The following is a 24,605-nucleotide window of genomic DNA, read 5'->3' on the forward strand; positions in this document are numbered from 1 at the left end:
GGGGCAGAGGTCAGTAAAGTCCGCCCGATCCAGAATTGATGGCGCGGGTTGCCTGAGGTGACTGCGGCTGAACTGGCGAGCCTTCACGATACTGGTCCATGCCGATCACGGAATAGGTATCAGAAGGACCGGTACCCGGCTTGAATGCTTCCATGATCAGATTCGGATCGCCCTGATTTGTACGCATGCCAGTCTTCCGATTGATAGCAATCAGCGTCATGCCTTCCGGTACACGGAAATCCACTTTCGGCGTGCCAGCCAAAGCCTGCGTCATGAAATCCTTGAACACAGGAGCAGCCAAACCACCACCGGTACCACCCCGGCCAAGCGGTGTTGGCGTGTCATATCCCATGAATACACCGACAACGAGATCAGGCGTAAACCCAACAAACCATGCATCTTTTTCGTCATTGGTCGTGCCAGTCTTACCGGCGAGCGGACGGTCAAGGCTCTTAAGAATCTGGGCCGTACCGCGCTGCACAACACCTTCCATCATCGATGTAATCTGATAGGCGGTCATCGGATCAAGCACCTGATCGCGATCATCGATCAATGTCGGCTCGTCCTGATTAGACCATTGTTGAGCATTACAACCTTCGCACTTGCGCGCATCATGTTTGAACACCGTCTTGCCGTAGCGATCCTGAATGCGGTCGATCATTGACGGCGTGATGCTTTTTCCGCCATTGGCGATGACAGAATAAGCTGTAACCATGCGCAGAACTGTCGTTTCGCCGGCACCAAGCGCCATAGAAAGGACGGGCAGCATCTTGTCGTAAATACCGAAGCGCTCTGCATATTCGGCTACCGTCTTCATGCCCATGTCCTGTGCAAGGCGCACGGTCATGACGTTACGCGACTGTTCGATACCATAACGAAGCGTCGAGGGACCGGAGAACTTGCCGGAATAGTTTTTGGGAGCCCATACGCCAAGGGAGCCACCCTGATTGACCTCCAGCGGACCGTCGAGAACAACGGAGGCCGGTGTGTAGCCATTATCAAGGGCTGCTGCATAAACGAATGGCTTAAAGGACGAACCAGGCTGGCGATAGGCCTGCGTGGCACGGTTGAATTCAGACTGACCGTAGGAAAATCCGCCCACCATCGCCAGAACACGGCCCGTATGCGGGTCCATTGCAACCAATGCCCCTTGCAGCTTCGGAGGCTGCTGCAAACGGAAACGGGAATCGCCCTCACCGACTTTCGACACATAAATAATGTCGCCAGCTTTCAACACGCCTTCTGGCGATTTTGCACTTCCGCGCTTGCCATCAATGTTGGTAACACGCATTGCCCATTTCATGTCATCGGCTGAAATAAATGCGCGTTTGCGTTCCTTGCTGCGCGAGCCTGAACCTTCAACGGCAGGCTGAAGACCAATATCGGCACCGGCCGCAGAAACATTGAGCACAACAGCAAGCTGCCATTCGGGCACATCTTCATAGGACTGCATATCACCGAAGGCTGTGGCCCAATCACTGCCGATTTCGACATGTTTCACGGGACCGCGCCATCCACGCGCTTCATCATAGCGAAGCAATGCTGACTGAAGCGACTTCCGGGCTTCGACCTGTAAGGTAGGATTGAGCGTCGTCCGGACAGACAGTCCGCCTTCATAAAGTGCATCAACGCCATATTTCTGAATGATCTGGCGGCGCACCTCTTCACTGAAATATTCAGACGCAAACAGGTAATGGGTTGCTGTGCGGGTCTTCACGCCAAGCGGTTCTTTTTTGGCTTCCTCAGCTTCCTGGGTGGTGATGTAGCCGTTTTCAGCCATACGGTCGATCACCCAGTTGCGGCGTTCAATCGCGCGTTCAGGGTAACGGAACGGATGGTAATTGTTCGGACCTTTAGGAAGGGCTGCCAGATAAGCGGCATCGGCAATGCTCAACTCGCCAACGGACTTATCGAAATAGGTCAGAGCTGCACTGGCGATACCATAGGAGCCAAGACCGAAGAAAATTTCATTAAGGTAAAGCTCAAGAATACGGTCCTTGGAATAGGCCTGCTCAATGCGCATCGCAAGAATGGCTTCCTTGATCTTGCGGTCATAGGTCTGATTTGACGAAAGAAGGAAGTTCTTTGCGACCTGCTGCGTAATGGTCGAAGCACCGACCGGGCGGCGACCAGAACCTATATTCTTCAAGTTGGTGAGAACCGCACGGGTAAGACCACCAAAATCGAGACCATGATGCTCATAGAAGGTCTTGTCTTCAGCTGAGATAAAAGCAGCCTTGACGCGGTTCGGAATAGCCTGAATAGGCAAATACATGCGGCGCTCACGCGCATATTCGGCCATAAGGCTACCGTCCGATGCATGGACGCGTGTCATTACTGGCGGCTCGTATTTCGCGAGCACCTCGTAATCAGGCAAATCCTTGGTGAGACTTCCAATATAAACTGCAACGCCTCCGGCAACAATCAGAGCCAGAACCGTTCCAATTCCAAAGAAATATCCGATAAGCCTTACCATTTATCCGGAATCCCGCCTTCAGATTATCAGTAAAAACAAGGGAGCATCTTTAATGCTGCCCGCCGATCAAAAACGCTTCAACCAACAGATGGGTTAGTGACCACCAAATGCGTCAAAGGCAAGATCGTTTCCAAGTTTTTACCAATTAAACCCCCACAATACGAAAAGGGTGACAAAAATACGTAAAGCTGTTGCAACCATGCATCTTATAAGCAACGCCAGATATTAAATCCTACTGAAAACTACACTATTTCAGCCTTTTGACAAAATATCAGGACGTTTTTGAATTTCAAATGCTCTGATAGCCACCGCAATGCGGTCCGCAAGCTTCCGACGCCATTCAGGATTGCTGATCAGTTTTTCGTCTTCTGCATTCGACAAATAGCCAATTTCAATCAGAACGGACGGCACATCCGGCGCCCGCAGAACCTGAAAGCCTGCAAAACGATGCGGATTGTTGATAAGGTTGACCTCGCCTTGAAGCGCACCAATGACTTTCTCGGCAAAACTGAGCGAAAATGTATGCGTTTCGCGCCGCGTCAGATCAAGCAGGATATCGGCCACTTCAGGCTGCGCTTCAGGAGTAGCACCTCCGATGCTATCGGATTTGTTTTCTCGCTCGGCCATGGCACGCGCAACGAAATCCGACGCCTTATCGGAGATCGTATAGACCGTTGCGCCGCGAATATCGCCCTGATTGATCGTATCCGCATGGATCGAAATGAAAAGATCCGCATCATGCTGGCGCGCCAGACGCACACGTTCAGAAAGACGCAGAAACCTGTCGTCATCTCGCGTCATCAAAGCTTTGATGTTCTTCTCTTTGGCCAGTCGGTCCCGTAATTCTTTCGCAAAAGCGAGTGTCAGATCTTTTTCCTTGATACCACTGAGGCTTTCAGCGCCGCTGTCGATGCCCCCATGACCGGGATCAATCATCACAACAAACGGGCGCTTGCTATCATTTCTAAGGGGAAGTGCCGTGGCACTGGCGGCGTGCTTACGTTCCGTGGAACCGGTGGCGTCATACTGGGCCGCAAGTTTTTCCGCGAATTCACGATCCGACGATGCAACAATATCAGCAACCAGGCGATAGCCGGGCGTCGTCTCATTCGGGAGAACCTGAACATTTTCGACGTTGAAAGGACCGCGCAATGTCAGAATGAGCCGGGACCGGTTTTCACTGACCAGACCATAACGCACGCGTGAAACAATTCCCCTCGCCTCAAGGCTTTTGTCATCAAAACCGAAACGTGTTTCCGGCAAATCAAAAACCAAACGATGCGGATTGGCGAGCAACAATGTGGAAAATTTCGGCTGGCGATCAAAATTAATCACAATCCGCATGCGCAAATCATCGCCCGCCATGCGATAGGTCAGCGCCATCAGCGGTGCATCCGGCGCCGCTTTCGCTGTGGCCATTTGAAAAAAGACCGCACAAATGATCGAGAAAGCCATGAAAGCAATTCGTATGGCCGACTTTTTTTGATCATCAAAATTTTGGTTCAGACATTGCATCCGTAATCGCTATCCAAACTTTATGGAATGATTTTGAGCCCGAAGCCTTCCAAATCTACCCCTACAAAATTGTGGTTAATGAAGGCTTTTCAACCCGCATTTCGGGGACTCAATCAACCAATTTCAGCTCTATAACTACCTTTCGTCAAAATTGCGATGAGGCTGTCAACTGATATTCGTACTTGTCATCGTTCAAACGAGGCCATAAAAGCTAAAGTTAGGTTATGGCATCGCTGCCAGATTCGTTTGCCGGTTTTCAAAACGGAGCGCGAGGAAAGTCAGCGAAAACAGTGGTGTAATAAGTTCGCCACCCATTAACCCGCACAGAATTCAACGGAATACGGCTCCCCTGCCATCTCCGTTTTTTAATCGGCCGACTGCGCATGGGTACGCGCTGTCGCCAGTGCTCCAGAAGAGCAAAGAGGTCGGCCCGGCTTTTTCGGGTCATATATGAGGTCGTTTCGTTCGGAACAGCTATGGGTCAAGCAAGACTGACCATTGCAAGCCTGAAGACCGTGATCGCCACGAGGCCATCGCGCGCAGCAACAGCAGCTTTTATTCCGACGAACCCAATATCATCCGGCAGATACAGCCCAGCCAGGACGACAGCCTTCAGGGTTTCGTCCGGCGCACGCGGCTTGCGTCTTCGCGCCGGCAGGAAAGACACTAATGTCCAACAAAATGCTTATAGATGCCTCCCACCCGGAGGAGACGCGCGTTATCGTAACGCGTGGCAACAAAATTGAAGAATTCGACTTTGAGTCGGAGCATAAGAAGCAGTTAAAAGGGAATATCTATCTCGCGCGCGTTACCCGCGTCGAACCCTCGCTTCAGGCTGCATTCGTGGAATATGGCGGCAATCGCCATGGCTTCCTGGCATTTTCTGAAATCCATCCTGATTATTATCAGATTCCGGTTGCTGATCGTCTGGCGCTGCTGGAAGCGGAAGCAAAAGCCGCGCGTGCAGAAGAAGACGAAGACGAGCCAAAGGCGAAAGCCAATGATCGCTCGCGCCGTCATCGCCGTCGCGGACGTCGCGATGATCAGAATGGTGATTCGTATTCCAGCAACGCCAATAACGGTCTGCCTGCGGCAGAGCCCGTCGGGCCGGCCTTTGCAAATTATGTTCCCGGAACACCTGCCATCGCCCTGATGAAGCAGAACGGCAATGTCATTTCCGAAGCCATTGATGCCGACGATGATGACGACAACGATGTCGAAAATGAAGAAGACATGGTTGAATCGGTTGGGTCCGAAGATGCAATGGAAGAACTTCCATCGCATGGTCGCACCAATCGCCGTCAATATAACATTCAGGAAGTGATCAAGCGTCGCCAGATCATTCTGGTTCAGGTGGTCAAAGAAGAGCGCGGCAATAAAGGCGCAGCTCTCACGACTTATCTTTCACTGGCCGGTCGTTATTCGGTTCTGATGCCGAACACCGCGCGTGGCGGCGGTATTTCGCGCAAGATCACCAATCCGCAGGACCGCAAGCGCCTTAAGGAAATCGTCAAAGACCTCGAAGTGCCGCAGGGCATGGGTGTGATTTTGCGTACCGCAGGTGCAAACCGCACCAAGGCGGAAGTGAAGCGCGACTATGAATATCTGATGCGCATGTGGGAAAATGTCCGCACGCTCACCCTCCAATCGACGGCACCTTCCCTCGTCTATGAAGAAGGCAGTCTGATCAAGCGCTCGATCCGTGACCTTTATAACAAAGACATCACAGAGATCCTCGTTGCAGGTGAAACTGGCTATCGTGAAGCGAAAGACTTCATGCGGATGCTTATGCCAAGCCACGCAAAAGTTGTTCAACCTTATCGCGAACAGGTTCCCGTTTTCACACGTTATGGTCTGGAAGCACAGCTTGATCGGATGCTTCTGCCACAAGTGACGCTGAAATCAGGCGGCTACCTCATCATCAATCAGACCGAAGCGCTTGTTGCGATCGACGTAAACTCGGGGCGCTCGACCCGCGAACATTCGATTGAAGACACTGCCCTCCAGACAAATCTGGAAGCAGCTGAAGAAGTTGCGCGCCAGCTGCGTCTGCGCGACCTTGCCGGTCTGATCGTTGTTGACTTCATCGACATGGAAGAAAAGCGCAATAACCGTGCTGTCGAAAAGAAGATGAAGGACTGCCTGAAAGACGACCGCGCGCGCATTCAGGTCGGTCGCATTTCACATTTCGGCCTTCTGGAAATGTCGCGCCAGCGGATCCGCGCATCGGTTCTCGAAAGCACGATGCAGGTTTGCCAGCATTGTGGTGGCACGGGACATGTTCGCTCCGACTCGTCGATGGCGCTACATATTATTCGTGGCATTGAGGACTATCTTCTGCGTCACTCGGGCTATGACATCACTGTCCGCACCCCGGTTGCATCAGCACTTTATGTGCTGAACCATAAGCGCGAATTGTTGGCTGAACTTGAAGGCCGCTTCGGTGCCGAAATCAGCATTGATGCAGACGACAGCGTTGGTCATCAGCATTTTGTCATCGACAAAGGTGCGCCGTCGACGCGTCCAGTGACAATCCAGCCTGCGCAGCCAATTGTCTACGAAGATGATCTCAACGACCCCGACATCCCGCTTGATGAGGATGACGGCGAAGAAGAAATCAAGACCGAAGCGCAGCCGCGCGAAGAAAACAGCGAAGAAGGTGATCGCAAACGTCGCCGTCGCCGCCGCCGTCGCGGTGGTCGTGATCGCGAAAATGGTGAGCAGAACGGACAGGCTGAAACGGACTCTGACGCATCTGACGAAGATGATGAAGAGAACACGGGCACTCAGCAAAGCGCTTCACAGAGCGAAGAAGATCGTCGCAAGAAGCGTCGTCGTGGCCGCCGTGGTGGACGCAAGAACCGTCGTGAAGACGATATTCAGGTCAAAAAAATACCTGATCCGGAATTTGTCGGCTACACACCGGTTATCCCGGCTAAGGTTGAAGAAGAACCGGCGAACATCGTTGCCAGCGAAGCTGTTGCTGCAGAAGCCGTTACGGTTGATGTGGTAGAAGCGCCCGAAGCGGCCAGCGTTGAAGATACGGAAAAACCCGCAAAGCCAGCCCGCAAGCCGCGTAGTCGCAAGACTGCGAAGTCTGAAGAAGTTGCTTCTGACGATGGTGTTGCAGATGAAGCAACCAAGCCTGTCCGCAAGACACGCTCGCGCAAGAAGGCTGTTGAGGAGGAAACTCCGGCAGAAGCGCCTGCGCCTGCGGAAGCCGTTGAAACGGAAAAACCAAAGCGTCGTCCACGCAAGGCGGCAGCAAAGCCGGAGGTTGAAGAGACTGCGGTCAAGGAAACTGTTGCCGAGGCAGAAGTGGCAACCATTGCAGAGCCGCAGAAGGTTTCAGAGCCCGTTGTTACATCAAGCGACGCTGAAGAACAGAAGCCGAAGCGCGGTGGCTGGTGGCAGAAAAAGGGCTTTTTCTAAGCCCTGACAAAATTCTGATGTAGAATATAAGAAAACCGGCGGAGACGCCGGTTTTTGTTTTACAATATCGATTTAGTAGCGGTCAGACTTTCTGCTGTGGAAGCCATTCTTCGAGGCGACGAACCGCTTCCTCTATTTCTCCAAGGCTGCCTGCATAAGAAAAACGCATCGTCCGGTGCCCATCGATCGGATCAAAATCACGTCCGGGTGTTGCGGCTATGTTGGTTTCAGCGATCATGCGACGCGCAAATTGCATACTGTCATTGGTAAAGCGCGACACATCACAATAGGCGTAGAATGCGCCATCCATCGGTGCCGCGAGATTGAGCCCCATGCGCGGCAAATGCTCAAGCAGGATTTTCCGGTTCTGACGATAGCGGTCTTTGACTCGTTCAAGCTCAGCGGTCGCGTTAAACGCTTCAATTGCTGCGCGCTGCGAAAGCTCCGGTGCGGAAATATAAAGGCTCTGCCCCAGACATTCGATAGCGCGTACATCGGCATCAGGCAGAACCATCCAGCCGATGCGCCAGCCGGTCATGCAATAATATTTGGAGAACGAATTGATGATCGTTACATCGTCTGACATCTGCAATGCCGTCACATCTTCCTTCTCATAGGAAAGGCGGTGATAGATTTCATCAGAAATAACGCGGATGCCAAGATCCTGCGCGGTCTCAATGATTGCTTTGAGTTCGGGCTTGTCAATCACCGCGCCCGTTGGGTTGGCAGGGCTGGCAAAAAGCACCCCTTTCAACGGCTTTTCTGCGTGGGCTGCGGCAAGCGCCTTTGCCGTCAACGCGCCGGATGCTCCGCCCTCATTGGCAATTTCCACCACTTCAAGACCAAGAGCCTTCAGGATATTGCGATAAGCTGGATAGCCCGGACGCGTGATCGCAACGCGATCACCGGGGTCGAAATAGACGAGAAATGCTAGATTAAAGGCTGCTGACGACCCTGTGGTAATCGCAATGCGTTCCGGAGAAACCGACACACCATAGTTGTGCGCATAATGCCCGGCAATCGCTTCGCGCAGTTCAATCAGGCCAAGCGCATCCGTATAACCGATGCGGCCATCTTTCAGTGCACGCTCCGCAGCCAGCCGGACGGCTTGCGGAGCCGGGTCTGCCGGTTGCCCGACTGCCATCGAAATCATCGGATGGCCCGCAGCACGACGACGATTGGCTTCCGCCAGAACATCCATGGCGTGAAACGGTTCGACTGCGCTACGGTTGGAAAGAATATTCAACTTGGCCTCCAGAAAAGCGGTGAATGCAATTCAACTCCCCCGCCCTATAATCGCCGGATTGGTAAAGCAACAGCGCTATAGTAAAAACAGCGATGAAGTTTGATTTAAGATACTTAGAGACATATGGAAGTGCTAAGATTCGCACCAAAACCCTATTAATTATAAGCCAGATTTGAGGAGAATGAGGGGCAATATGGAAAGTATGACTGCAACTTTCTCAGCCAAAGCGATTTCCTTTCAAACTATGATGCGCCGCTCAGTGGCCGCATTTGCAGCCCTCGCTGTGGCTGTGACAGGCATATCGCCTGCAGAGGCGCAGTCGCGCGGCGGCGGAGTTCCGATTGTTCGCGATGCTGAAATTGAAGCGCTGGTTGCAGATTACGCAGCCCCCATTCTCAAAGCAGCAAAACTTGGCGGACGCGGTGTCCGCGTCATCCTGGTCAATTCGCAGAGTTTCAACGCCTTCGTTGATGGTCGCCGTATTTTTATCAATACCGGTGCAATCATGCAGGCGGAAACGCCCAATGAAATCATCGGCGTGATTGCGCATGAAGCGGGCCACATTGCAGGTGGTCATCAGGACCGGCTGCGTGAACAATTAAGCCGCGCACGCACCATGGCCGTTATCGGTATGCTTTTGGGTGTTGGGGCCGGTGTTGCAGGTGCAGCAACCGGTAGCAGTGCTGCTGCTGGTGCTGGTGGCGGCATTGCTATGGGCAGTTCTGAAATGGCAATGCGTAGCCTGCTCAGCTATCAGCGCACCGAAGAAATCACCGCAGATCGGCTGGCTGTGAATTATCTCAATGCAACAGGCCAATCCACGAAGGGTATGCTGGATACGTTCCAGCGTTTTGCATCTGCGCTTTCGCTTTCCGGCACGCAGATCGACCAGTATCGCATCAGCCACCCGCTGCCGCGCGAACGCATTGCCAATCTTGAGGAGCTTGCGAAGAAGAGCCCGAATTTCAACAAGGTCGATTCACCCGCTCTCCAGCTCCGACATGACATGGCGCGCGCCAAGATCGCAGCCTATTCCAATAATATGGGCGCATTGCAGCGCATGTTCCGCGCCAATCCCGGCGGCTTACCCGCCCGATATGGCAACGCGATTACAACTTATCTGAACGGTTCCGCACGCTCCGCAATACCAAAATTCGAAGCGCTGATTAAAGAACAACCGAAGAACCCGTATTTTCAGGAAATGATGGGAGAAGTTCTGATCAAGGCGAACAATCCAGAAGCTGCTGCCAAGGCTTTCCAGCGCGCAGTCTCGCTCGATACACGCAAATCGCCATTGCTTCGCATGAGCTATGGTCGTGCCTTGATGCTCACGGGTAACAAAACCAATATGCCTGCGGCCATCAGAGAATTGAAAGCCGGCATCGCTGCGGACCCGGAATTCCCCGGCGGATATGGGTTTCTGGCGCAAGCCTACGGCCAGTCAGGGGACATGGCACGCGCAGACCTTGCGACCGCGGACATGAACTATTATTCCGGGAACCTACAACAGGCGCAGATATTTGCGATCCGTGCGCAAAAACAGCTTAAACGGGGAACGCCCGACTGGTTGCGTGCGCAGGATATTATCAACGCAAAGGCTAAAAAATAATCAGCACAGACGCTATATCAGCTAGGCTTGGCATCGATGTCCTGCACAGCTTTTCAGCACGTAAGAAAGTGAAAGTTATGAAGAACGTGATTTTGGGCTCGATCGCTGGTGGCGTTGTTGGTGCCGCCGCCCTTGCTCTGGGTTTTTATGCAGGCAGTACAGCCAATCAGGCCGCGCCGGTAGCCCCTGTCGTCGCGACGGCTAACCCCGCAATGACCCAACAGGGCATTGAGAACATTATTCGCAACTATCTGTTGCAGAACCCTGAAATCATGGTCGAAGTGCAGACCGCGCTTGAAACCAAGCAGGCAGAGGCAGCGCAGGAACAGGTCAAGCAAATCCTGGCTTCCAGCAAAGACCAGCTCTTCAATCCAGCGCATGATGCTGTGTTTGGCAATCCAAACGGTGATGTCACTGTTTATGAGTTTTTCGATTATAACTGCGGCTACTGCAAACGTGCCCTGCCCGACATGGAAGCCATTCTCAAAAATGATCCGAATGTGCGCTTCGTGATGAAGGAATTCCCAATTCTCGGCCCGGATTCCATGCGTGCACATGTCGTGGCACAAGCTTTCAGAGCTTTGATGCCCGAAAAATACGTCGAATATCATGAGCTTCTTCTCGGTGCACAGGAACGCGCAACGGAAGCGTCTGCGATAGCTGACGCGGTCAAGCTCGGAGCGGATGAAACACAGCTTCGTGAAAAGATGAAAGATCCAGCCATCACCAAGGCTTTCCAGGCAACCTATCAGCTTGCCCAAAAGCTCAATATCACCGGAACGCCGTCTTACATCATCGGAAACGAACTTGTTCCGGGTGCAATTGGTGCCGAAGGTTTGATCGAAAGAATCGCAGCCGCACGCTCGGCAAACAAAAGCTAGCCTGATTGAGATCGCGTCTTCTTGATTTTCGAGGACGCGCAATCACTTAATCAGAGCGTATAAATGACTATTTTTGCCACATATTGCGTTCATTCCACAAAGAATAGCGGGAAAAACGCGGTGGTGAAACATTAGCATTGATTTAGAGGGTTTCAGCTTGCGTCTAAGCCCTCTATATGAAATGCGAAGTGTAGTCGAAATTTCGTAATAGGCCCGTAATCCACAACGGATGAACATGGTAAAAACGGTTTTTGTTCTGAATGGTCCCAATCTCAACCTTCTGGGGAAGCGCGAGCCGGGCATCTACGGTGTGGCAACGCTCGATGATATCGAAGCGAGCTGCAAACGCGAATCTGAACAATGGGGCCTTGCTATCGATTTTCGCCAGACCAATTATGAAGGTGAGCTGGTGAGCTGGATCCAGGAAGCAGGCGAGAAAAACGCCTATGTCCTGATCAATCCGGCTGCATACAGTCATACTTCGGTTGCTATTCACGATGCCATCCGCTCGGCCAAGGTTACGGCTGTGGAAGTGCATCTTTCTAATATTCATGCGCGTGAAGCTTTCCGGCATCACTCCTATGTCTCCGCAGTCGCCAAAGGCGTTATCTGCGGCTTTGGCGCGGAAGGATACCTGCTCGGCCTGCGCGCACTCGCGGCAATTGCCAAAGAAGAAGAAAACAACGGGCAAGCGTAAAGGGGCCTGATATGTCCAGCAAATCATCCGTCATCGACAAAGAAACAATCCGCGATCTCGCGGACATTCTCAATGAAACCGACCTGACCGACATTGAAGTCGAGCATGGCGATCTGCGTATTCGCGTTTCGCGCAAGGTAACGGTTCAGGCGGCTGCCACCGTGATGCAGGCAGCACCCGCCGCGGCCCCAGCGCCTGTCGCTGCTGTTGTTGCCGCAGAGCCAACCAAGGCAGAACTCAGCAAGAACGCTGTTCCTTCACCAATGGTCGGCACCGCCTATCTGGCGCCTGCTCCCGGCGCACGCAACTTCATCGAAGTTGGCACACAGGTTAAGGAAGGCCAGACCCTTCTGATCATCGAAGCCATGAAGACCATGAACCAGATCGCCGCTCCGCGCGCCGGTACAGTCAAGGCTATTCTGATCGAAGATGCACAGCCCGTCGAATTCGGCGAGCCGCTGGTCGTCATCGAATAAGACGACGATTTGGTCAGAAGAATTTCGGCTTATTCAATGAACGGGCAGCAAAGCGCAATGTTTCAAAAGATACTCATAGCCAATCGTGGCGAAATCGCTCTTCGCGTGCTCAGGGCTTGTAAAGAACTGGGCATCAAGACGGTCGCAGTTCATTCCACGGCAGACGCTGATGCGATGCATGTTCGCCTTGCGGACGAAAGTGTGTGCATTGGACCGCCTCCATCACGCGACAGCTATCTGAATATTCATCAAATCGTTGCCGCTTGCGAAATCACAGGCGCGGATGCAATCCATCCGGGCTACGGCTTCCTGTCGGAAAATGCTAAGTTTGCTGAAATTCTTGAAGCACACGGCATTACCTTCATCGGACCAACCTCTTCGCATATCCGTATCATGGGCGACAAGATTGAAGCCAAGCGCACGGCTAAGCGCCTTGGCATTCCAGTCGTTCCGGGTTCAGATGGCGGCGTAACCGACGAAAACGAAGCCAAGCGCATCGCAAAAGAAATCGGCTATCCGGTCATCATCAAGGCATCCGCCGGCGGTGGTGGTCGCGGCATGAAGGTTGCACGCACCGAGGAAGACCTCTCAGTCGCTCTCTCAACCGCTCGCACCGAAGCGGGTGCGGCATTTGGTGACGATGCAGTCTATATCGAGAAATACCTCGAAAAGCCGCGTCACATCGAAGTTCAGGTGATGGGCGATGGTGCAGGCAATGCAATCCATCTGGGCGAACGCGACTGCTCGTTGCAGCGCCGCCACCAGAAGGTTTGGGAAGAAGCCAATTCCCCAGCGTTGAACGCTGAAGCACGTGACAAGATTGGCATGGTCTGCGCCAATGCTGTTGCCGACATGGGCTATCGCGGTGCTGGCACGATTGAGTTCCTATATGAAAACGGCGAGTTCTATTTCATCGAAATGAACACCCGTTTGCAGGTGGAGCATCCGGTTACCGAAGCCATCACCGGCATTGATCTCGTACACGAGCAGATCCGTGTGGCAGCAGGTCTCGGTCTTTCGGTCAAGCAGGATGAAGTCCGCTTCTCCGGTCATGCCATTGAATGCCGTATCAATGCGGAAGATCCGCGTAACTTTACGCCTTCACCGGGTCTGATCACGCATTACCATACGCCGGGTGGCCTTGGCATTCGTGTGGATTCGGGCGTCTATTCCGGCTACCGCATCCCGCCTTACTATGACAGCCTCATCGGCAAGCTCATCGTTCATGGCCGCAACCGCGTTGAATGCATGATGCGTCTGCGTCGCGCACTTGATGAGTTCGTGGTCGATGGTGTCAAGACGACCCTGCCCCTGTTCCAGGACCTGATTTCCAATCAGGACATCGCCAATGGCGACTACGACATTCATTGGCTGGAAAAATATCTGGCCAAGCAGTCTGAAACACCAGGTGCATAAGTAAAGTGACCGCAGGAGCCTCCCCGGACGACTATTCAATCGACCCGGAGTTGCTCCTGCGGGCCTACGCCACCGGAGTTTTTCCGATGGCAGAAGATGCGGATGACCCGGAGATTTTCTGGGTTCGTCCTGAAAAGCGCGGCATCATCCCGCTTGATGGCTTTCACGTTCCGAAAAGCCTGCAAAAAACCATCCGGCAAGCAGTTTTTGAAATCCGTCTCGACAGCGATTTCGAGGGAGTTATCGACGGCTGCGCAAGCGGCACCGGCGAACGAGCACGCACATGGATTAACGGGCCAATTCGCGAAGCTTATGGTCAGCTTTTTGATGCCGGTCATTGCCACACCGTTGAAGCGTGGCATGAGGGTAAGCTCGTGGGTGGACTTTATGGCGTTACGCTGGGACGCGCTTTCTTTGGCGAAAGCATGTTTACGCGCAAGCGTGACGCATCAAAGGTCTGCCTCGCTTTTCTGGTGGAACATCTGAAGCGGCAGGGCTTTGTGCTGCTCGATACCCAGTTCACGACCGCGCATCTTGAGCGCTTCGGTGCGATCGAAGTCCGGCGCAAGAAATATGAAAAGCTGCTCGAAGACGCGCTTCAGGGCACAGCTTTATTCTGAATCTCAAGATTATTTGCGCTGATCAGGCGGCGGGACGTCAGAAGACTGCTTGCAGTTCTTCAGCCATACGTCATAAATCGGGTGTTCAACGGCGTTCAAGCCCGGACTATCCGCAAACATCCAGCCTGTAAAAATCCGGCGGATTTTTCGGTCAAGTGTGATTTCATCAACTTCGACAAAGGCATCTGTGCGCGGTGCCTCATTCTCAGTGCGAGAATAGCAAACCTTGGGCGTTACCTGCAGCGCACCAAATTGCACTGTCTCATTGATATAAACATCAAAGGTTGTGATGCGCCCAGTGATCTTGTCCAACCCCGAAAATTCGGCAACAGGATTGGAAATGCGCTCTGCATAGGCTGTATTAAAGCTCAATGTACCAGCGAGAGCTGTGAGCAAAGCGAGTTTCACAGCACTCATTATCCAGTTCTTTCCGTTAACAGCCGTGCCGGGAGAATGCTTCGTCAAAACGGATATCCGTACAATCTGGTTAAATATAGAGCCGCAATCGTTTCTAATCGTCAATTGTGACGATTCGTAGCCCAGCTGCAAGCAACAATGCTTCGCAAGCATCTATCCTCAGGGCTTTTGCAGTGTGACGCTAAAGAAAAAGACCGGCGGTAAACCACACGCCGATCTTTTCATAAAACTTAGCTGCCCGGTGTCCAGGCATCGTATTCGCCGGTCACGCGCGGGCGTTCCGCAGGCTGCGTTCCCGGAATCGCGATAGCACCTTTTGGACGATAAGCCAGCGGTGAACCTGTCAGGTTCTGCAAATGTGGCTTCTGCCAGTCGCGCGGCTTGTAATCTTCCTTGCTTGGCGGTGTATCAACACGGTGATGCATCCAGCCATGCCAGCCCGGAGGAATAGCACTTGCTTCCGCATAGCCATTGAAAATGACCCAGCGGCGTGTACGACCTTCAGAGTCTTTACCACCCTGATAGTAAATATTGCCGAACTCGTCTTCACCAACCCGTTCGCCTTTGCGCCAGGTATGAAAGCGGGTGCCAAGTGTCTGGCCATTCCACCATGTGAAGACTTGCGTAAGAAATTTCTTCATGACCTATCCAGATCCGTTATTGCCACAGGCAGTAAAACTACCGGGTTTTCAACGCTTATGGCCCTATCAAACGCGCAACGCAAGGGGCAAGTTGCCGCTGTCACAAGAGTATGAAGCGGCAGCAACGCGTTCCTACATGCTCCAGCCTTCAAGAGACTTTTCCATAATCAGCACCGGTTCCTTGCAATTGGGATCACCCCAATCTTCACTGCGCCCAACCCGCACATAGCCTTTGCGCTCATAGAAACGAACCGACTTTTCATTGCGCTCAATCACTTCAAGGCGCATCGTGTTCACACCCGGGAAAGCCATTTCGACTTCTGCCAGAAGCATGGTGCCGATGCCCTGCACCTGCGCTTCGGGGCGCACATAAAGCTGGTGCAGCGAGGCTTTGCCTTCTCCGGTCTGGCTTGCAAAAGCCATTCCATCGATACCGCCCTCGCCGTTATCTGCAACGATAAATTCCGAATATGGCTTCTTGAGATTGGCTTTGAGTGCTGCAACCGAGTGCCATTTTCCGGTAACGGCGTCGACCGCCTCCCGGCCAAGAACGTCATCGAAGGTCGCATGCCAAGTCGAAACCAGCAACTCGTGCACAGCCTTCAGATCGGCCTCACTGGCGCTGCGCACCCACATTATTCTTCAATCCCAAGCTTGGACTTAACCAGATCATTGACGGCCTGTGGGTTGGCCTTGCCGCCTGTCGCCTTCATCACCTGACCAACGAACCAACCCGCCATGCTTGGCTTGGCCTTGGCCTGCTCAACCTTGTCCGGGTTGGCGCTAATAATATCGTCAACGGCTTTCTCAATCGCACCGGTATCCGTGACCTGTTTCATACCGCGTTCTTCAACGAGGCTCTTCGGGTCGCCACCTTCATTCCAGACGATCTCAAAGAGTTCCTTGGCGATCTTGCCGGAAATTGTTCCGTCCTTGATCAGATCGATAATGCTGCCCAACTGCGCTGGCGAAACAGGCGATTCTTCAATGTCCTTGCCAGCCTTGTTCAATGCGCCAAGAAGATCATTGATGACCCAGTTTGCAGCCAGCTTGCCGTCACGACCCTCACTCACCGCTTCGTAATAGTCAGCAATTGCCTTTTCCGAGACGAGAATCGAAGCGTCATAAACCGAAATGCCGAGCGTTTCGACCAAGCGGTCTTTTTTGACATCGGGTAACTCAGGCAAATCAGCGGCAAGCGCATCAACGAAAGCCTGATCGAATTCGAGCGGTAGAAGGTCGGGGTCCGGGAAATAGCGATAGTCATGCGCTTCTTCTTTTGAGCGCATCGAACGGGTTTCGCCCTTTACAGGATCAAACAGGCGGGTTTCCTGATCGATTGAACCACCGTCTTCCAGAATAGCAATCTGTCGACGTGCTTCAACTTCAATCGCCTGACCAACAAAGCGGATCGAATTGACGTTCTTGATTTCGCAACGCGTGCCGAATTCACCGCCCGGACGACGAACGGAGACGTTCACATCGGCGCGCATCGAGCCTTCGTCCATATTGCCGTCACAGGTGCCGAGATAACGGACAATCGTGCGCAGCTTGGTCAGATAAGCACGTGCTTCGTCAGACGAACGCAGGTCTGGCTTGGAAACGATTTCCATCAGCGCCACACCGGAACGGTTCAGATCGACATAGGACATGGTTGGATGCTGATCGTGCAGCGACTTGCCCGCATCCTGTTCGAGATGCAGACGCTCAATGCCGATCTCAACATCTTCGAACTGGCCCTTGTTGTCAGGACCAACGGAGATCATGATCTTGCCTTCGCCAACAATCGGCTGCTTGAACTGCGAAATCTGATAGCCTTGCGGCAGATCGGGATAGAAATAGTTTTTGCGATCAAAAACCGACTTGAGATTGATCTGCGCATTCAGACCAATGCCTGTACGGACAGCCTGTTTGACGCATTCAAGATTAATCACCGGCAACATGCCTGGCATGGCAGCATCAACCAGAGATACGTTGGCATTCGGATCAGCACCAAAGGATGTGGAGGCACCGGAGAACAGCTTCGACTCGGACGTAACCTGCGCATGGACTTCCATGCCGATGACCACTTCCCAGTCGCCAGTTGCGCCAGAAATGAAACGTTTTGGTTCAGGTATACGCGTATCGATAAGGGACATGCTGGCTCGCAAATATTCGGATTGAGCTAAAAACGGATTGCATACTGGCTAGAACAAAGCCCTCAACGATGCAAGCTTTTCGGCCAATCAATTGCAGGAGATGAAACGAAAAAGGCCGCGCATTGCGCGGCCTTCTCATAAAGTGGGCGTGAAAAGAATTAAGCCTCGTCGGACTTTTCTTCTGCCTTCTTCTTAGGAGCGGCCTTCTTCTTAGGCGCAGCCTTCTTGGCTGGCTTTGCTTCCGAAGCTGCATCTTCGTCTTCTGCGGTCAGCTCTTCCTTCGAGACCTTCTTGTCGGTCACGTTGATGTTTGCGAGCAGATGGTCAACGACCTTTTCTTCGAAGATTGGCGCGCGGAGGTTCGCAACGGCATCCGGCGTCTTGCGCAGGAATTCGTAGATTTCCTTTTCCTGACCTGGGTAGCGGCGTACCTGATCAAAGACAGCGCGCTGCAGTTCTTCTTCAGAAACTTCTACGCCAGCCTTTTCGCCGATTTCGGAGAGAACCAGACCGAGACGAACGCGACGCTCAGCAAGCTTGCGATACTCTTCGCGAGCAGCTTCTTCCGTGGTTTCTTCGTCTTCGAAGGTGCGGCCAGCCTGCTGCAGGTCGAAGTTGATCTGCTGCCAGATGTTGTTGAATTCGGCTTCAACAAGCTTTTCAGGGGTTTCAAACTGGTAATCGCCATCAAGCGCGTCAAGAATCTGACGCTTTACCTTCTGACGGGTGATCTGGCCGTACTGGCTTTCGATCTGTTCGCGAACAACCTGACGCAGACGCTCAAGCGACTCAATACCGAGCTTCTTAGCGGTTTCATCGTCGAGAACGAGTTCGCCAGCCTTTTCAACGCCCTTTACGGTGATGTCGAAGGTTGCTTCCTTACCTGCGAGGTGCGCTGCACCGTATTCAGCAGGGAAAGTTACGTTGATAACCTTCTCGTCGCCGGCCTTGAGGCCAATAAGCTGCTCTTCAAAACCAGGAATGAACTGTCCCGAACCAAGAACGAGCTGCGCATCGGTGTCTGCGCCGCCTTCAAATGGTTCACCGTCGAGCTTGCCGAGATAGTCGATCGTTACGCGATCTTCGTTTTCGGCCTTACCCTTCTTTGCTTCAAAGGTACGGGTCGAAGCAGCAACGCGCTTGACCTGTTCGTCAACTTCTTCTTCCGAAATATCTACGACTTCACGGGTGACAGCGATCTTCGTGAAGTCCTTGACTTCGATCGTTGGCAGAACTTCGTAGGTCAGCGAGAAAACGAAATCGGCCTTGCCGTCGAGAACCTTTTCAGCTTCTTTTTCGTCTTCCGACATCGAAACGACGGGCTGCGTTGCCGACTTTTCGTTGCGGTCCGCAAGAATCGAACGCGACGAATCGTTGAGGATTTCGTTCACGATCTCAGCCATGAAGGACTTGCCGTAGGTCTTGCGCAGGTGTGCCGTTGGCACCTTGCCTGGACGGAAACCGTTAATCTTGGCGCGACCACGCGCAGTTTCGAGCCGCTCAGAGAGCTTGGCTTCGAGATCTCCGGCCGGAACCACGACTTTAATCTCGCGCTTCAGCCCTTCATTGAGCGTTTCGGTAACCTGCATGTTCAAACCTTCACTTCTTGTCATTGTCCCGCCGTTGCCGGCCTATGTGCCTTGTCGCGGGAGAGAAATTCTGTTGCCTTGCAGCAGTTGGTGCGGATAGAGGGACTCGAACCCCCACGGTCTCCCGCCAGAACCTAAATCTGGTGCGTCTACCAATTTCGCCATATCCGCTTCTAAGCCGAAGTGCATTCAACCGAACGCACTGAATTCGTCTCAGATATTGAACTGCCCTCGAAAGCGCGCGTCTCTATATCATTCAATTTTCCCGGTTCAAAGGAAAAAAGCCTTTTTACCGGCATTGATTTGCCAGCTCTTTCAAGCCGAAGCGCTTTCGTGCTTTCTGCCCCTATATAGCGATCCTGTCGCAAGAGCCAAGCCCCTTTTCGAAAGCAGCGATATTAATAAAGCGGCTCTTCGTAAAGCGGCACACCATTATCACGCAAAGCCTTCATGACCGCTGTGCCGTTATCGTCGATGGCAACCACCGCTGTAATGCTTAAATCTCGCTGGCTGTCTTCGATCTCACGCCCCTCACCTTCGGGCACATAATAGCGTTCTATGCCGTAACGCAGGTTGATGGTGGCATCGGAATAATCAGGGATCACATAATTTGATTCCCCATGAATCTGCACTTCATCAGAAGCGAGGTCCGTGAAAGGCACGAAAGCCGCGCGTGAAAAATGCCATATGCCGTTAGCATCCGGTTTCAGCGCCACATAGACATCGCGAGCATCGCGGGGAGGTTTTCCTTGAATACGCGTCAGCGCAATCGTCGAAATATCATAGCCGAGGATGACATAATCGCCACGCATCAAATCGCGAGGATCGACTGGCTGGGTTTGCAACACCACTTCATGGCCAGACCGCAGCACAGAGGCGCGCTTTTCAATACTCGAATATAAAATGCCTGTTTGAAGCAATGCGGCCGCAACCGCACCTGCATAAAGCCATTTGCTTTTCATAACACTCATTGCTGCACCTCCGGCCCGCGCTTTCGTCCGAACCTGTTTTCCATACGGCGCACAAAAGCAGCGAGAAGAAGCACCAGAATACCGGCTGTAAGGAAAAATCCTGACGTGCCGATCATCGAACCAACCGTCGCAAAGGCCAGATACAGCACTTCAAACGAGAAGGCCGCATAAGCAATAGAACGCAAACTGCCATTGTCGCGCCCGCATATTGCAAGCGCTCCAATAGAAAGTGCGAGAACGAAGATGCCGTAAATAACATCATGCGCTATGCCCTCGGGCGTGGAATAAGAGAACATTCTGTCAACCTGCAAGATGCCAAGCGCCAGCAATGCGAGCAGCAGACCGTAAGACGCAAGAGGATGCGCAAAGCGCGTCAGCTTCTGAAGTGCATCATGTGCGAAAGCATCGGCCAGCATGAATGCCATGCCGAACAGAAGCATCAAGCCGAGAATCATACGGTTTTCATTCTCGACATAAAGAAGTAACGCCCAGCCAAGTACAAACAGGCACCACAAATGCGCCGCATGCCGGGATCGGGTATAGCGCGCCACAGCAGCGCCAATCAGCACGAGCACCGGTCCGATCAGGCGGTAACTGAGATCACCATAATTATTGTCATATACATAGGTGGAGAGATAGAAGCAGGCCACGCCCGCACCAAACGCTGTCAGAACGGACGAGCGCAACAGCAAGGCAGCGGCTAAGACGCCACCGGTCCAGACAAGTGCTGCCAAATGCACATCGCCCGACAGATGATACATCTGACCGACAAGCGCGATACCTGCACCAAATGATGCAGCGCCAACGATATAAAGGGCCTGCGGAAGCACTTTGTCGCCACGCAATTGCCGCCATGCTCCACCGAGATAACAGGCCCAGATAAGCGCGAAGACAAGACCGATCCGCATGATGCGCGGCATGTCCTGCCAGTTGGCGGCAATCAGCATGATGACAGCGGCACCGAGCAGCAGCCCCCCCAGTGTGGCCAGCACCGAGCCAAGACTGAAGCGTGGCCCCCGTTTTTTAAGATCAACATTGAGACGCGAGGCGGTTTCGGCGTCGATAAGGCCGTCATCCTGCCAACGCTCGATCAGGCGCTCTACGGAAACTGAAAACGACAAAACAACTCCTGAACGATCTATCTGTTGATGCTAAATTTAATTCAAGTGATTGGGAACATATAGGAAACTCGCCAGCTGGCAAAGAGGCAACGCAAATCAGTTTGAGGCAAATTTGTGCCCGACCAGTCTAATCGATTTAGCGTGTGTTGCAGAACCCGCAAGGCAGCTATGCAAACTCGGGCCTGCAACTAACGAAAACAATGCGTTATATCATGAGCACAGAAAAGATGAATTGAACCACAGTTCCTCAACGATGAAGGAATAATACCATGAACCTCGTACGCTCTTACAACAACTGGCGCCGTTACCGCGATACTGTCAATGAGCTCAACCAGCTTTCGACTCGCGAACTCAACGACCTTGGCATTTCCCGCGCAGACATTCCTTATGTAGCGCGTCAGTCAAAGGCTCGCTAAACAGAATTCATTTTGCTGGGCCTGAATCCTCCTCCCATCAGGCCTGGTTTGTCGCAAAGCGCTCCTCCTCCCATGCTTTGCGATACTAAGACCGGTCTCTCCTCCTCCCAATTCCGGTCTGACAATAATGGCATCCGTCGCACCTCCTCCCGCGCCGGATGCCATTTGTTTTTGTGGTACTCTTTCGGAACTGCTGGGCTCTTCTCCCATTGAAGGCGACAGGCAAAGAAGGTAAGGGATTTGCCATGTCAAAAGATACCAATCTCTCCCCCGTACATGTCGTTGGTGGCGGTCTCGCAGGCTCCGAAGCCGCGTGGCAAATTGCGCAGGCCGGCGTGCCCGTGGTTCTGCATGAAATGCGGCCGGTTCGCGGCACAGATGCGCATAAGACGGAGCAGCTTGCAGAACTTGTCTGTTCGAACTCCTTCCGCTCTGATGATGCTGAAACCAATGCGGTCGGCGTGCTTCACGCCGAAATGCGTCTTGCCGGTTCGCTGATCATGGCGTGCGCCGACGCGCATCAGGTTCCGGCTGGTGGCGCACTCGCAGTTGATCGCGAGGGCTTTTCGCAGGCAGTGACAGCGAAACTCGAAGCGCACCCGCTGATTAGCATAGAGCGCGAAGAAATCACCGGCCTGCCCCCGGAAGAATGGGGCACAACGATTGTAGCAACCGGTCCGTTAACGGCACCAGCACTTGCGAAAGCCATTCAGGAACAAACAGGTGCTGATGCGCTCGCCTTCTTCGATGCCATTGCGCCGATCATTCACTTTGATTCGATCAATATGGATGTGTGCTGGTTCCAGTCGCGCTATGACAAGGTCGGTCCCGGCGGCACCGGCAAGGATTATATCAACTGCCCCATGGATAAGGAGCAGTATGAGGCTTTCGTTGCAGCCCTCATTGAAGGCGATACGACTGATTTCAAGGAATGGGAAGGCACGCCCTATTTCGATGGCTGCCTGCCAATCGAAGTTATGGCCGAGCGTGGTGCTGAAACACTGCGTCACGGCCCGATGAAGCCAATGGGCCTGACCAACGCGCATAATCCGACGGTCAAGGCCTATGCGGTTGTGCAGTTGCGCCAGGATAATGCGCTGGGCACGCTCTATAATATGGTCGGCTTTCAGACGAAGCTTAAGTACGGCACCCAGACCGGCATCTTCAAAATGATTCCCGGTCTTGAGAATGCCGAGTTTGCGCGTCTGGGTGGTCTGCATCGCAACACGTACCTTAACTCGCCAGTGCTGCTTGATAATGTGCTGCGGTTGAAGTCTCGCGAAAATCTGCGTTTCGCTGGCCAGATTACCGGCTGTGAAGGTTATGTCGAATCATCGGCTATTGGTCTCCTGGCCGGACGTTTTACCGCTGCTGAAAAGCTCGGCAAGACGCCTGTTGCGCCACCGCAGACCACCGCTTTTGGTGCCCTGCTCGGCCACATTACGGGAGGCCACATCGTTGCTGACGACGATGAACCCGGCAAACGCTCATTCCAGCCAATGAATGTGAATTTCGGCCTGTTTCCACCAATCGACGTACCAAAGCCGGATGGCACGCGGCTGCGCGGCAAGGAAAAGACGATTGCGAAAAAGCGCGCCTTGTCTCAACGCGCACTCAGCGATTTCAAGCAATGGCTCGATAGCGACGCATAATTTCGAAAGAGATTATAAATCAAAGTGATAAGGCGGTTTTCTTACGCAGAAAACCGCCTCTTTTTAAAAATTAGCGCGAAACATCAGCCATTGTTTGCGTATGGCTGAGAGATCGGCGACCTGATCGGCAGCTTTACCACCAAGCCGTTCAACGGACTTGAGATAAGCAGGAACAAGTGCCATCGGCAGAAATGCCAGGCCGAGACTTTTAGGCAGGTTCTTTTTGGCCTTGTCAAAAATTGCCAGGTGCTCGCGTGCAAGCGCCGTCATAACAGTGATCACGCGCTCATGCGCAGATTTATCTTCATTACCGAGGAAGGCGTCACGCGTCACGCCAACCGCCTGCAACATATCCCCAGGCACATAAAGCTGCCCACGACGACGATGAACAGGCATTAGACGCAAGAGCCCTGACACCGCCTGTGCAACACCCGCATGGCCAATCGTTTCGGTATGCTGTTGAGCAGCATCACGATCAAGAATAAACCCAGCAAGCTGGATCAGTGCCGAAGCGGTTTCGCCGCAATAGCCTTCCAGATCATTCCGGCTTGGCATCGGGTCATCGTAGAGATCGAAAATGCGCGCTTCGCAATAATTATCGAAAGCCACGCGCGGCAGATCATATTTATTGATCGTGTCGATCAGGGCTGCTGCAACCGGATGCGCATCCGCGCTTCCGCGTTCTTCACCATTGATGAGATCACGCCACCATTGCAGACGCACTTCACCGGGTAGTGGCTCATGCACCAGATCTCGAATGCGGGCAATTTCTGCGTTAAAAGCATAAAGCGCTGCCAACCCGCCACGTTTGTCTTCTGGCGCATAAAGCACTGAAAGATAACGATCCCGGTCGGCTTCGCGCAGAAGCGTCAGGCAATGGTCTTCATTCTGGTTCATGGAAATCAGTCTACCGCAATGAGTGCGGCCGCAACGGCACGATCTTCCGCAAGCAGCACATTATAGGTGCGCACAGCAGCGCCCGTGCTCATTGGATCAGACGAAATACGATGCTCGCGCAGCAAAGCGCGCACATCCTCCGGAATACGGCGCAGATCCATTCCGGTGCCTACCAGAAGAATTTCGATGTCATTTGCCTGTTCGAGAATAGCGCCGAGATCATCACACGACAGGACCGGCGGCGTGTGTGGTTGCCAGCCATGAATGCCTGACGGCAAGCACAGGATCGAGCCAATATGAGACATCTCTGCAAAGCGGAAACCGCCATTGCCATATGCATCAATGGGTGCACGGCCCGGAAAGTGAGCCTCTCGAATTTCTATGCCTTTTACCAT

At 53.0% G+C, this 24,605-nt stretch carries 22 protein-coding genes and 1 tRNA gene; 9 read left to right on the forward strand and 14 right to left on the reverse strand.

All coding sequences use genetic code 11. From position 1 onward, the window contains the following. Positions 1 to 10 precede the first annotated feature (10 nt). The 3 genes from ABE527_RS13500 to ABE527_RS13510 form a co-directional block, all read right to left on the reverse strand. Positions 11 to 2,476 carry a penicillin-binding protein 1A gene (locus ABE527_RS13500; protein ID WP_265983751.1) on the reverse strand — a complete coding sequence of 822 codons (2,466 nt, stop codon included), beginning with the start codon at positions 2,474 to 2,476 and terminating at the stop codon, positions 11 to 13. Positions 2,477 to 2,728: 252 nt separating this feature from the next. After that, entirely contained in the window at positions 2,729 to 3,895 is a 1,167-nt protein-coding gene (locus tag ABE527_RS13505) for an N-acetylmuramoyl-L-alanine amidase (protein ID WP_499697210.1), read from the reverse strand. Between the two features lie 577 nt (positions 3,896 to 4,472). Further along, a complete protein-coding gene (locus ABE527_RS13510) occupies positions 4,473 to 4,658 on the reverse strand; it encodes a hypothetical protein (protein WP_265983748.1) in 186 nt (61 codons plus the stop codon). A gap of 2 nt (positions 4,659 to 4,660) precedes the next feature. On the opposite strand from ABE527_RS13510, the gene ABE527_RS13515 reads away from it, so the two are divergent. Continuing rightward, positions 4,661 to 7,423, forward strand: a complete 2,763-nt coding sequence (locus ABE527_RS13515) for an Rne/Rng family ribonuclease (RefSeq protein ID WP_499697211.1) — start codon at positions 4,661 to 4,663, stop codon at positions 7,421 to 7,423. An 82-nt stretch (positions 7,424 to 7,505) separates the two neighbouring features. Here ABE527_RS13515 and ABE527_RS13520 read toward each other — a convergent pair whose 3' ends face one another. Then, on the reverse strand, positions 7,506 to 8,669 hold the full coding sequence (locus ABE527_RS13520) for a pyridoxal phosphate-dependent aminotransferase (RefSeq protein ID WP_499694159.1): 1,164 nt from the start codon (positions 8,667 to 8,669) through the stop codon (positions 7,506 to 7,508). A 193-nt stretch (positions 8,670 to 8,862) separates the two neighbouring features. Between ABE527_RS13520 and ABE527_RS13525 the strand changes: the two genes are divergently transcribed. The 6 genes from ABE527_RS13525 (at position 8,863) to aat (ending at position 14,368) form a co-directional block, all read left to right on the forward strand. Beyond that, the gene (locus tag ABE527_RS13525) at positions 8,863 to 10,278 is read left to right on the forward strand and encodes a M48 family metalloprotease (RefSeq protein ID WP_499697212.1); all 1,416 of its coding nucleotides are present in this window, start codon (positions 8,863 to 8,865) and stop codon (positions 10,276 to 10,278) included. Between the two features lie 77 nt (positions 10,279 to 10,355). After that, complete coding sequence (locus tag ABE527_RS13530; protein ID WP_396996638.1) at positions 10,356 to 11,159, forward strand: DsbA family protein; 804 nt, start codon at positions 10,356 to 10,358, stop codon at positions 11,157 to 11,159. A gap of 235 nt (positions 11,160 to 11,394) precedes the next feature. Continuing rightward, positions 11,395 to 11,856, forward strand: a complete 462-nt coding sequence (gene aroQ, locus ABE527_RS13535; protein WP_265983741.1) for a type II 3-dehydroquinate dehydratase — start codon at positions 11,395 to 11,397, stop codon at positions 11,854 to 11,856. A gap of 11 nt (positions 11,857 to 11,867) precedes the next feature. Next, on the forward strand, positions 11,868 to 12,332 hold the full coding sequence (gene accB, locus ABE527_RS13540) for an acetyl-CoA carboxylase biotin carboxyl carrier protein (protein ID WP_396996641.1): 465 nt from the start codon (positions 11,868 to 11,870) through the stop codon (positions 12,330 to 12,332). 57 nt (positions 12,333 to 12,389) lie between these two features. Then, positions 12,390 to 13,748, forward strand: coding sequence for an acetyl-CoA carboxylase biotin carboxylase subunit (gene accC / locus ABE527_RS13545; protein ID WP_265983739.1), 1,359 nt, complete (start codon positions 12,390 to 12,392; stop codon positions 13,746 to 13,748). A gap of 50 nt (positions 13,749 to 13,798) precedes the next feature. Beyond that, the gene (gene aat, locus ABE527_RS13550; protein WP_499697257.1) at positions 13,799 to 14,368 is read left to right on the forward strand and encodes a leucyl/phenylalanyl-tRNA--protein transferase; all 570 of its coding nucleotides are present in this window, start codon (positions 13,799 to 13,801) and stop codon (positions 14,366 to 14,368) included. Positions 14,369 to 14,377: 9 nt separating this feature from the next. On the opposite strand, the gene ABE527_RS13555 is transcribed toward aat, so the two are convergent. The 8 genes from ABE527_RS13555 to ABE527_RS13590 all read right to left on the reverse strand — a co-directional run bounded on the left by ABE527_RS13555 (position 14,378) and on the right by ABE527_RS13590 (position 21,245). Further along, positions 14,378 to 14,833: a DUF2155 domain-containing protein gene (locus ABE527_RS13555; RefSeq protein ID WP_499694162.1), complete on the reverse strand. Its 456-nt coding sequence runs from the start codon at positions 14,831 to 14,833 to the stop codon at positions 14,378 to 14,380. A gap of 182 nt (positions 14,834 to 15,015) precedes the next feature. Further along, the gene (locus tag ABE527_RS13560; protein ID WP_265983735.1) at positions 15,016 to 15,426 is read right to left on the reverse strand and encodes an NADH:ubiquinone oxidoreductase subunit NDUFA12; all 411 of its coding nucleotides are present in this window, start codon (positions 15,424 to 15,426) and stop codon (positions 15,016 to 15,018) included. Between the two features lie 132 nt (positions 15,427 to 15,558). Then, complete coding sequence (locus ABE527_RS13565; RefSeq protein ID WP_499697213.1) at positions 15,559 to 16,062, reverse strand: GNAT family N-acetyltransferase; 504 nt, start codon at positions 16,060 to 16,062, stop codon at positions 15,559 to 15,561. Then, positions 16,062 to 17,564, reverse strand: coding sequence for an Asp-tRNA(Asn)/Glu-tRNA(Gln) amidotransferase subunit GatB (gatB, locus tag ABE527_RS13570; protein ID WP_499697214.1), 1,503 nt, complete (start codon positions 17,562 to 17,564; stop codon positions 16,062 to 16,064). Before gatB ends, ABE527_RS13565 begins: the two co-directional genes overlap by 1 nt. A 158-nt stretch (positions 17,565 to 17,722) precedes the next feature. Then, positions 17,723 to 19,153 (reverse strand): trigger factor, encoded by a 1,431-nt coding sequence (tig, locus tag ABE527_RS13575; RefSeq protein WP_499697258.1) that lies wholly within the window; start codon positions 19,151 to 19,153, stop codon positions 17,723 to 17,725. 88 nt (positions 19,154 to 19,241) lie between these two features. After that, positions 19,242 to 19,324, reverse strand: a tRNA-Leu gene (locus ABE527_RS13580). A 227-nt stretch (positions 19,325 to 19,551) separates the two neighbouring features. Beyond that, entirely contained in the window at positions 19,552 to 20,124 is a 573-nt protein-coding gene (locus ABE527_RS13585; protein ID WP_499697215.1) for a GDYXXLXY domain-containing protein, read from the reverse strand. Continuing rightward, entirely contained in the window at positions 20,121 to 21,245 is a 1,125-nt protein-coding gene (locus ABE527_RS13590) for a DUF2157 domain-containing protein (protein ID WP_499697216.1), read from the reverse strand. The genes ABE527_RS13585 and ABE527_RS13590 overlap by 4 nt, the downstream gene beginning before the upstream one ends. 269 nt (positions 21,246 to 21,514) lie before the next feature. Between ABE527_RS13590 and ABE527_RS13595 the strand changes: the two genes are divergently transcribed. Both ABE527_RS13595 and trmFO read left to right on the forward strand, forming a co-directional pair. Continuing rightward, the gene (locus tag ABE527_RS13595) at positions 21,515 to 21,661 is read left to right on the forward strand and encodes a DUF1127 domain-containing protein (protein WP_265983650.1); all 147 of its coding nucleotides are present in this window, start codon (positions 21,515 to 21,517) and stop codon (positions 21,659 to 21,661) included. A gap of 245 nt (positions 21,662 to 21,906) precedes the next feature. After that, positions 21,907 to 23,313 carry a methylenetetrahydrofolate--tRNA-(uracil(54)-C(5))-methyltransferase (FADH(2)-oxidizing) TrmFO gene (gene trmFO, locus ABE527_RS13600; RefSeq protein WP_499697217.1) on the forward strand — a complete coding sequence of 469 codons (1,407 nt, stop codon included), beginning with the start codon at positions 21,907 to 21,909 and terminating at the stop codon, positions 23,311 to 23,313. A gap of 63 nt (positions 23,314 to 23,376) precedes the next feature. Here trmFO and ABE527_RS13605 read toward each other — a convergent pair whose 3' ends face one another. Next, a complete protein-coding gene (locus ABE527_RS13605) occupies positions 23,377 to 24,210 on the reverse strand; it encodes a phytoene/squalene synthase family protein (protein WP_499697218.1) in 834 nt (277 codons plus the stop codon). A gap of 5 nt (positions 24,211 to 24,215) precedes the next feature. Then, positions 24,216 to 24,605: an Mth938-like domain-containing protein gene (locus ABE527_RS13610; protein ID WP_265983644.1), complete on the reverse strand. Its 390-nt coding sequence runs from the start codon at positions 24,603 to 24,605 to the stop codon at positions 24,216 to 24,218.

The sequence above is a fragment of the Brucella sp. TWI432 genome (assembly GCF_039674445.1).
GTDB classification, from domain to species: domain Bacteria; phylum Pseudomonadota; class Alphaproteobacteria; order Rhizobiales; family Rhizobiaceae; genus Brucella; species Brucella chromiisoli.

Excerpts from the sequence above, each read along its gene's own strand:
- ABE527_RS13500 (WP_265983751.1), bottom strand. The coding sequence starts at position 2,476 with ATGGTAAGGCTTATCGGATATTTCTTTGGAATTGGAACGGTTCTGGCT.
- ABE527_RS13505 (WP_499697210.1), bottom strand. The coding sequence starts at position 3,895 with ATGGCCACAGCGAAAGCGGCGCCGGATGCACCGCTGATGGCGCTGACC.
- ABE527_RS13515 (WP_499697211.1), top strand. The coding sequence starts at position 4,661 with ATGTCCAACAAAATGCTTATAGATGCCTCCCACCCGGAGGAGACGCGC.
- ABE527_RS13525 (WP_499697212.1), top strand. The coding sequence starts at position 8,863 with ATGGAAAGTATGACTGCAACTTTCTCAGCCAAAGCGATTTCCTTTCAA.
- ABE527_RS13530 (WP_396996638.1), top strand. The coding sequence starts at position 10,356 with ATGAAGAACGTGATTTTGGGCTCGATCGCTGGTGGCGTTGTTGGTGCC.
- aroQ (WP_265983741.1), top strand. The coding sequence starts at position 11,395 with ATGGTAAAAACGGTTTTTGTTCTGAATGGTCCCAATCTCAACCTTCTG.
- accB (WP_396996641.1), top strand. The coding sequence starts at position 11,868 with ATGTCCAGCAAATCATCCGTCATCGACAAAGAAACAATCCGCGATCTC.
- accC (WP_265983739.1), top strand. The coding sequence starts at position 12,390 with ATGTTTCAAAAGATACTCATAGCCAATCGTGGCGAAATCGCTCTTCGC.
- ABE527_RS13560 (WP_265983735.1), bottom strand. The coding sequence starts at position 15,426 with ATGAAGAAATTTCTTACGCAAGTCTTCACATGGTGGAATGGCCAGACA.
- ABE527_RS13565 (WP_499697213.1), bottom strand. The coding sequence starts at position 16,062 with ATGTGGGTGCGCAGCGCCAGTGAGGCCGATCTGAAGGCTGTGCACGAG.
- gatB (WP_499697214.1), bottom strand. The coding sequence starts at position 17,564 with ATGTCCCTTATCGATACGCGTATACCTGAACCAAAACGTTTCATTTCT.
- tig (WP_499697258.1), bottom strand. The coding sequence starts at position 19,153 with ATGCAGGTTACCGAAACGCTCAATGAAGGGCTGAAGCGCGAGATTAAA.
- ABE527_RS13585 (WP_499697215.1), bottom strand. The coding sequence starts at position 20,124 with ATGAGTGTTATGAAAAGCAAATGGCTTTATGCAGGTGCGGTTGCGGCC.
- ABE527_RS13595 (WP_265983650.1), top strand. The coding sequence starts at position 21,515 with ATGAACCTCGTACGCTCTTACAACAACTGGCGCCGTTACCGCGATACT.
- trmFO (WP_499697217.1), top strand. The coding sequence starts at position 21,907 with ATGTCAAAAGATACCAATCTCTCCCCCGTACATGTCGTTGGTGGCGGT.
- ABE527_RS13605 (WP_499697218.1), bottom strand. The coding sequence starts at position 24,210 with ATGAACCAGAATGAAGACCATTGCCTGACGCTTCTGCGCGAAGCCGAC.
- ABE527_RS13610 (WP_265983644.1), bottom strand. The coding sequence starts at position 24,605 with ATGGTAAAAGGCATAGAAATTCGAGAGGCTCACTTTCCGGGCCGTGCA.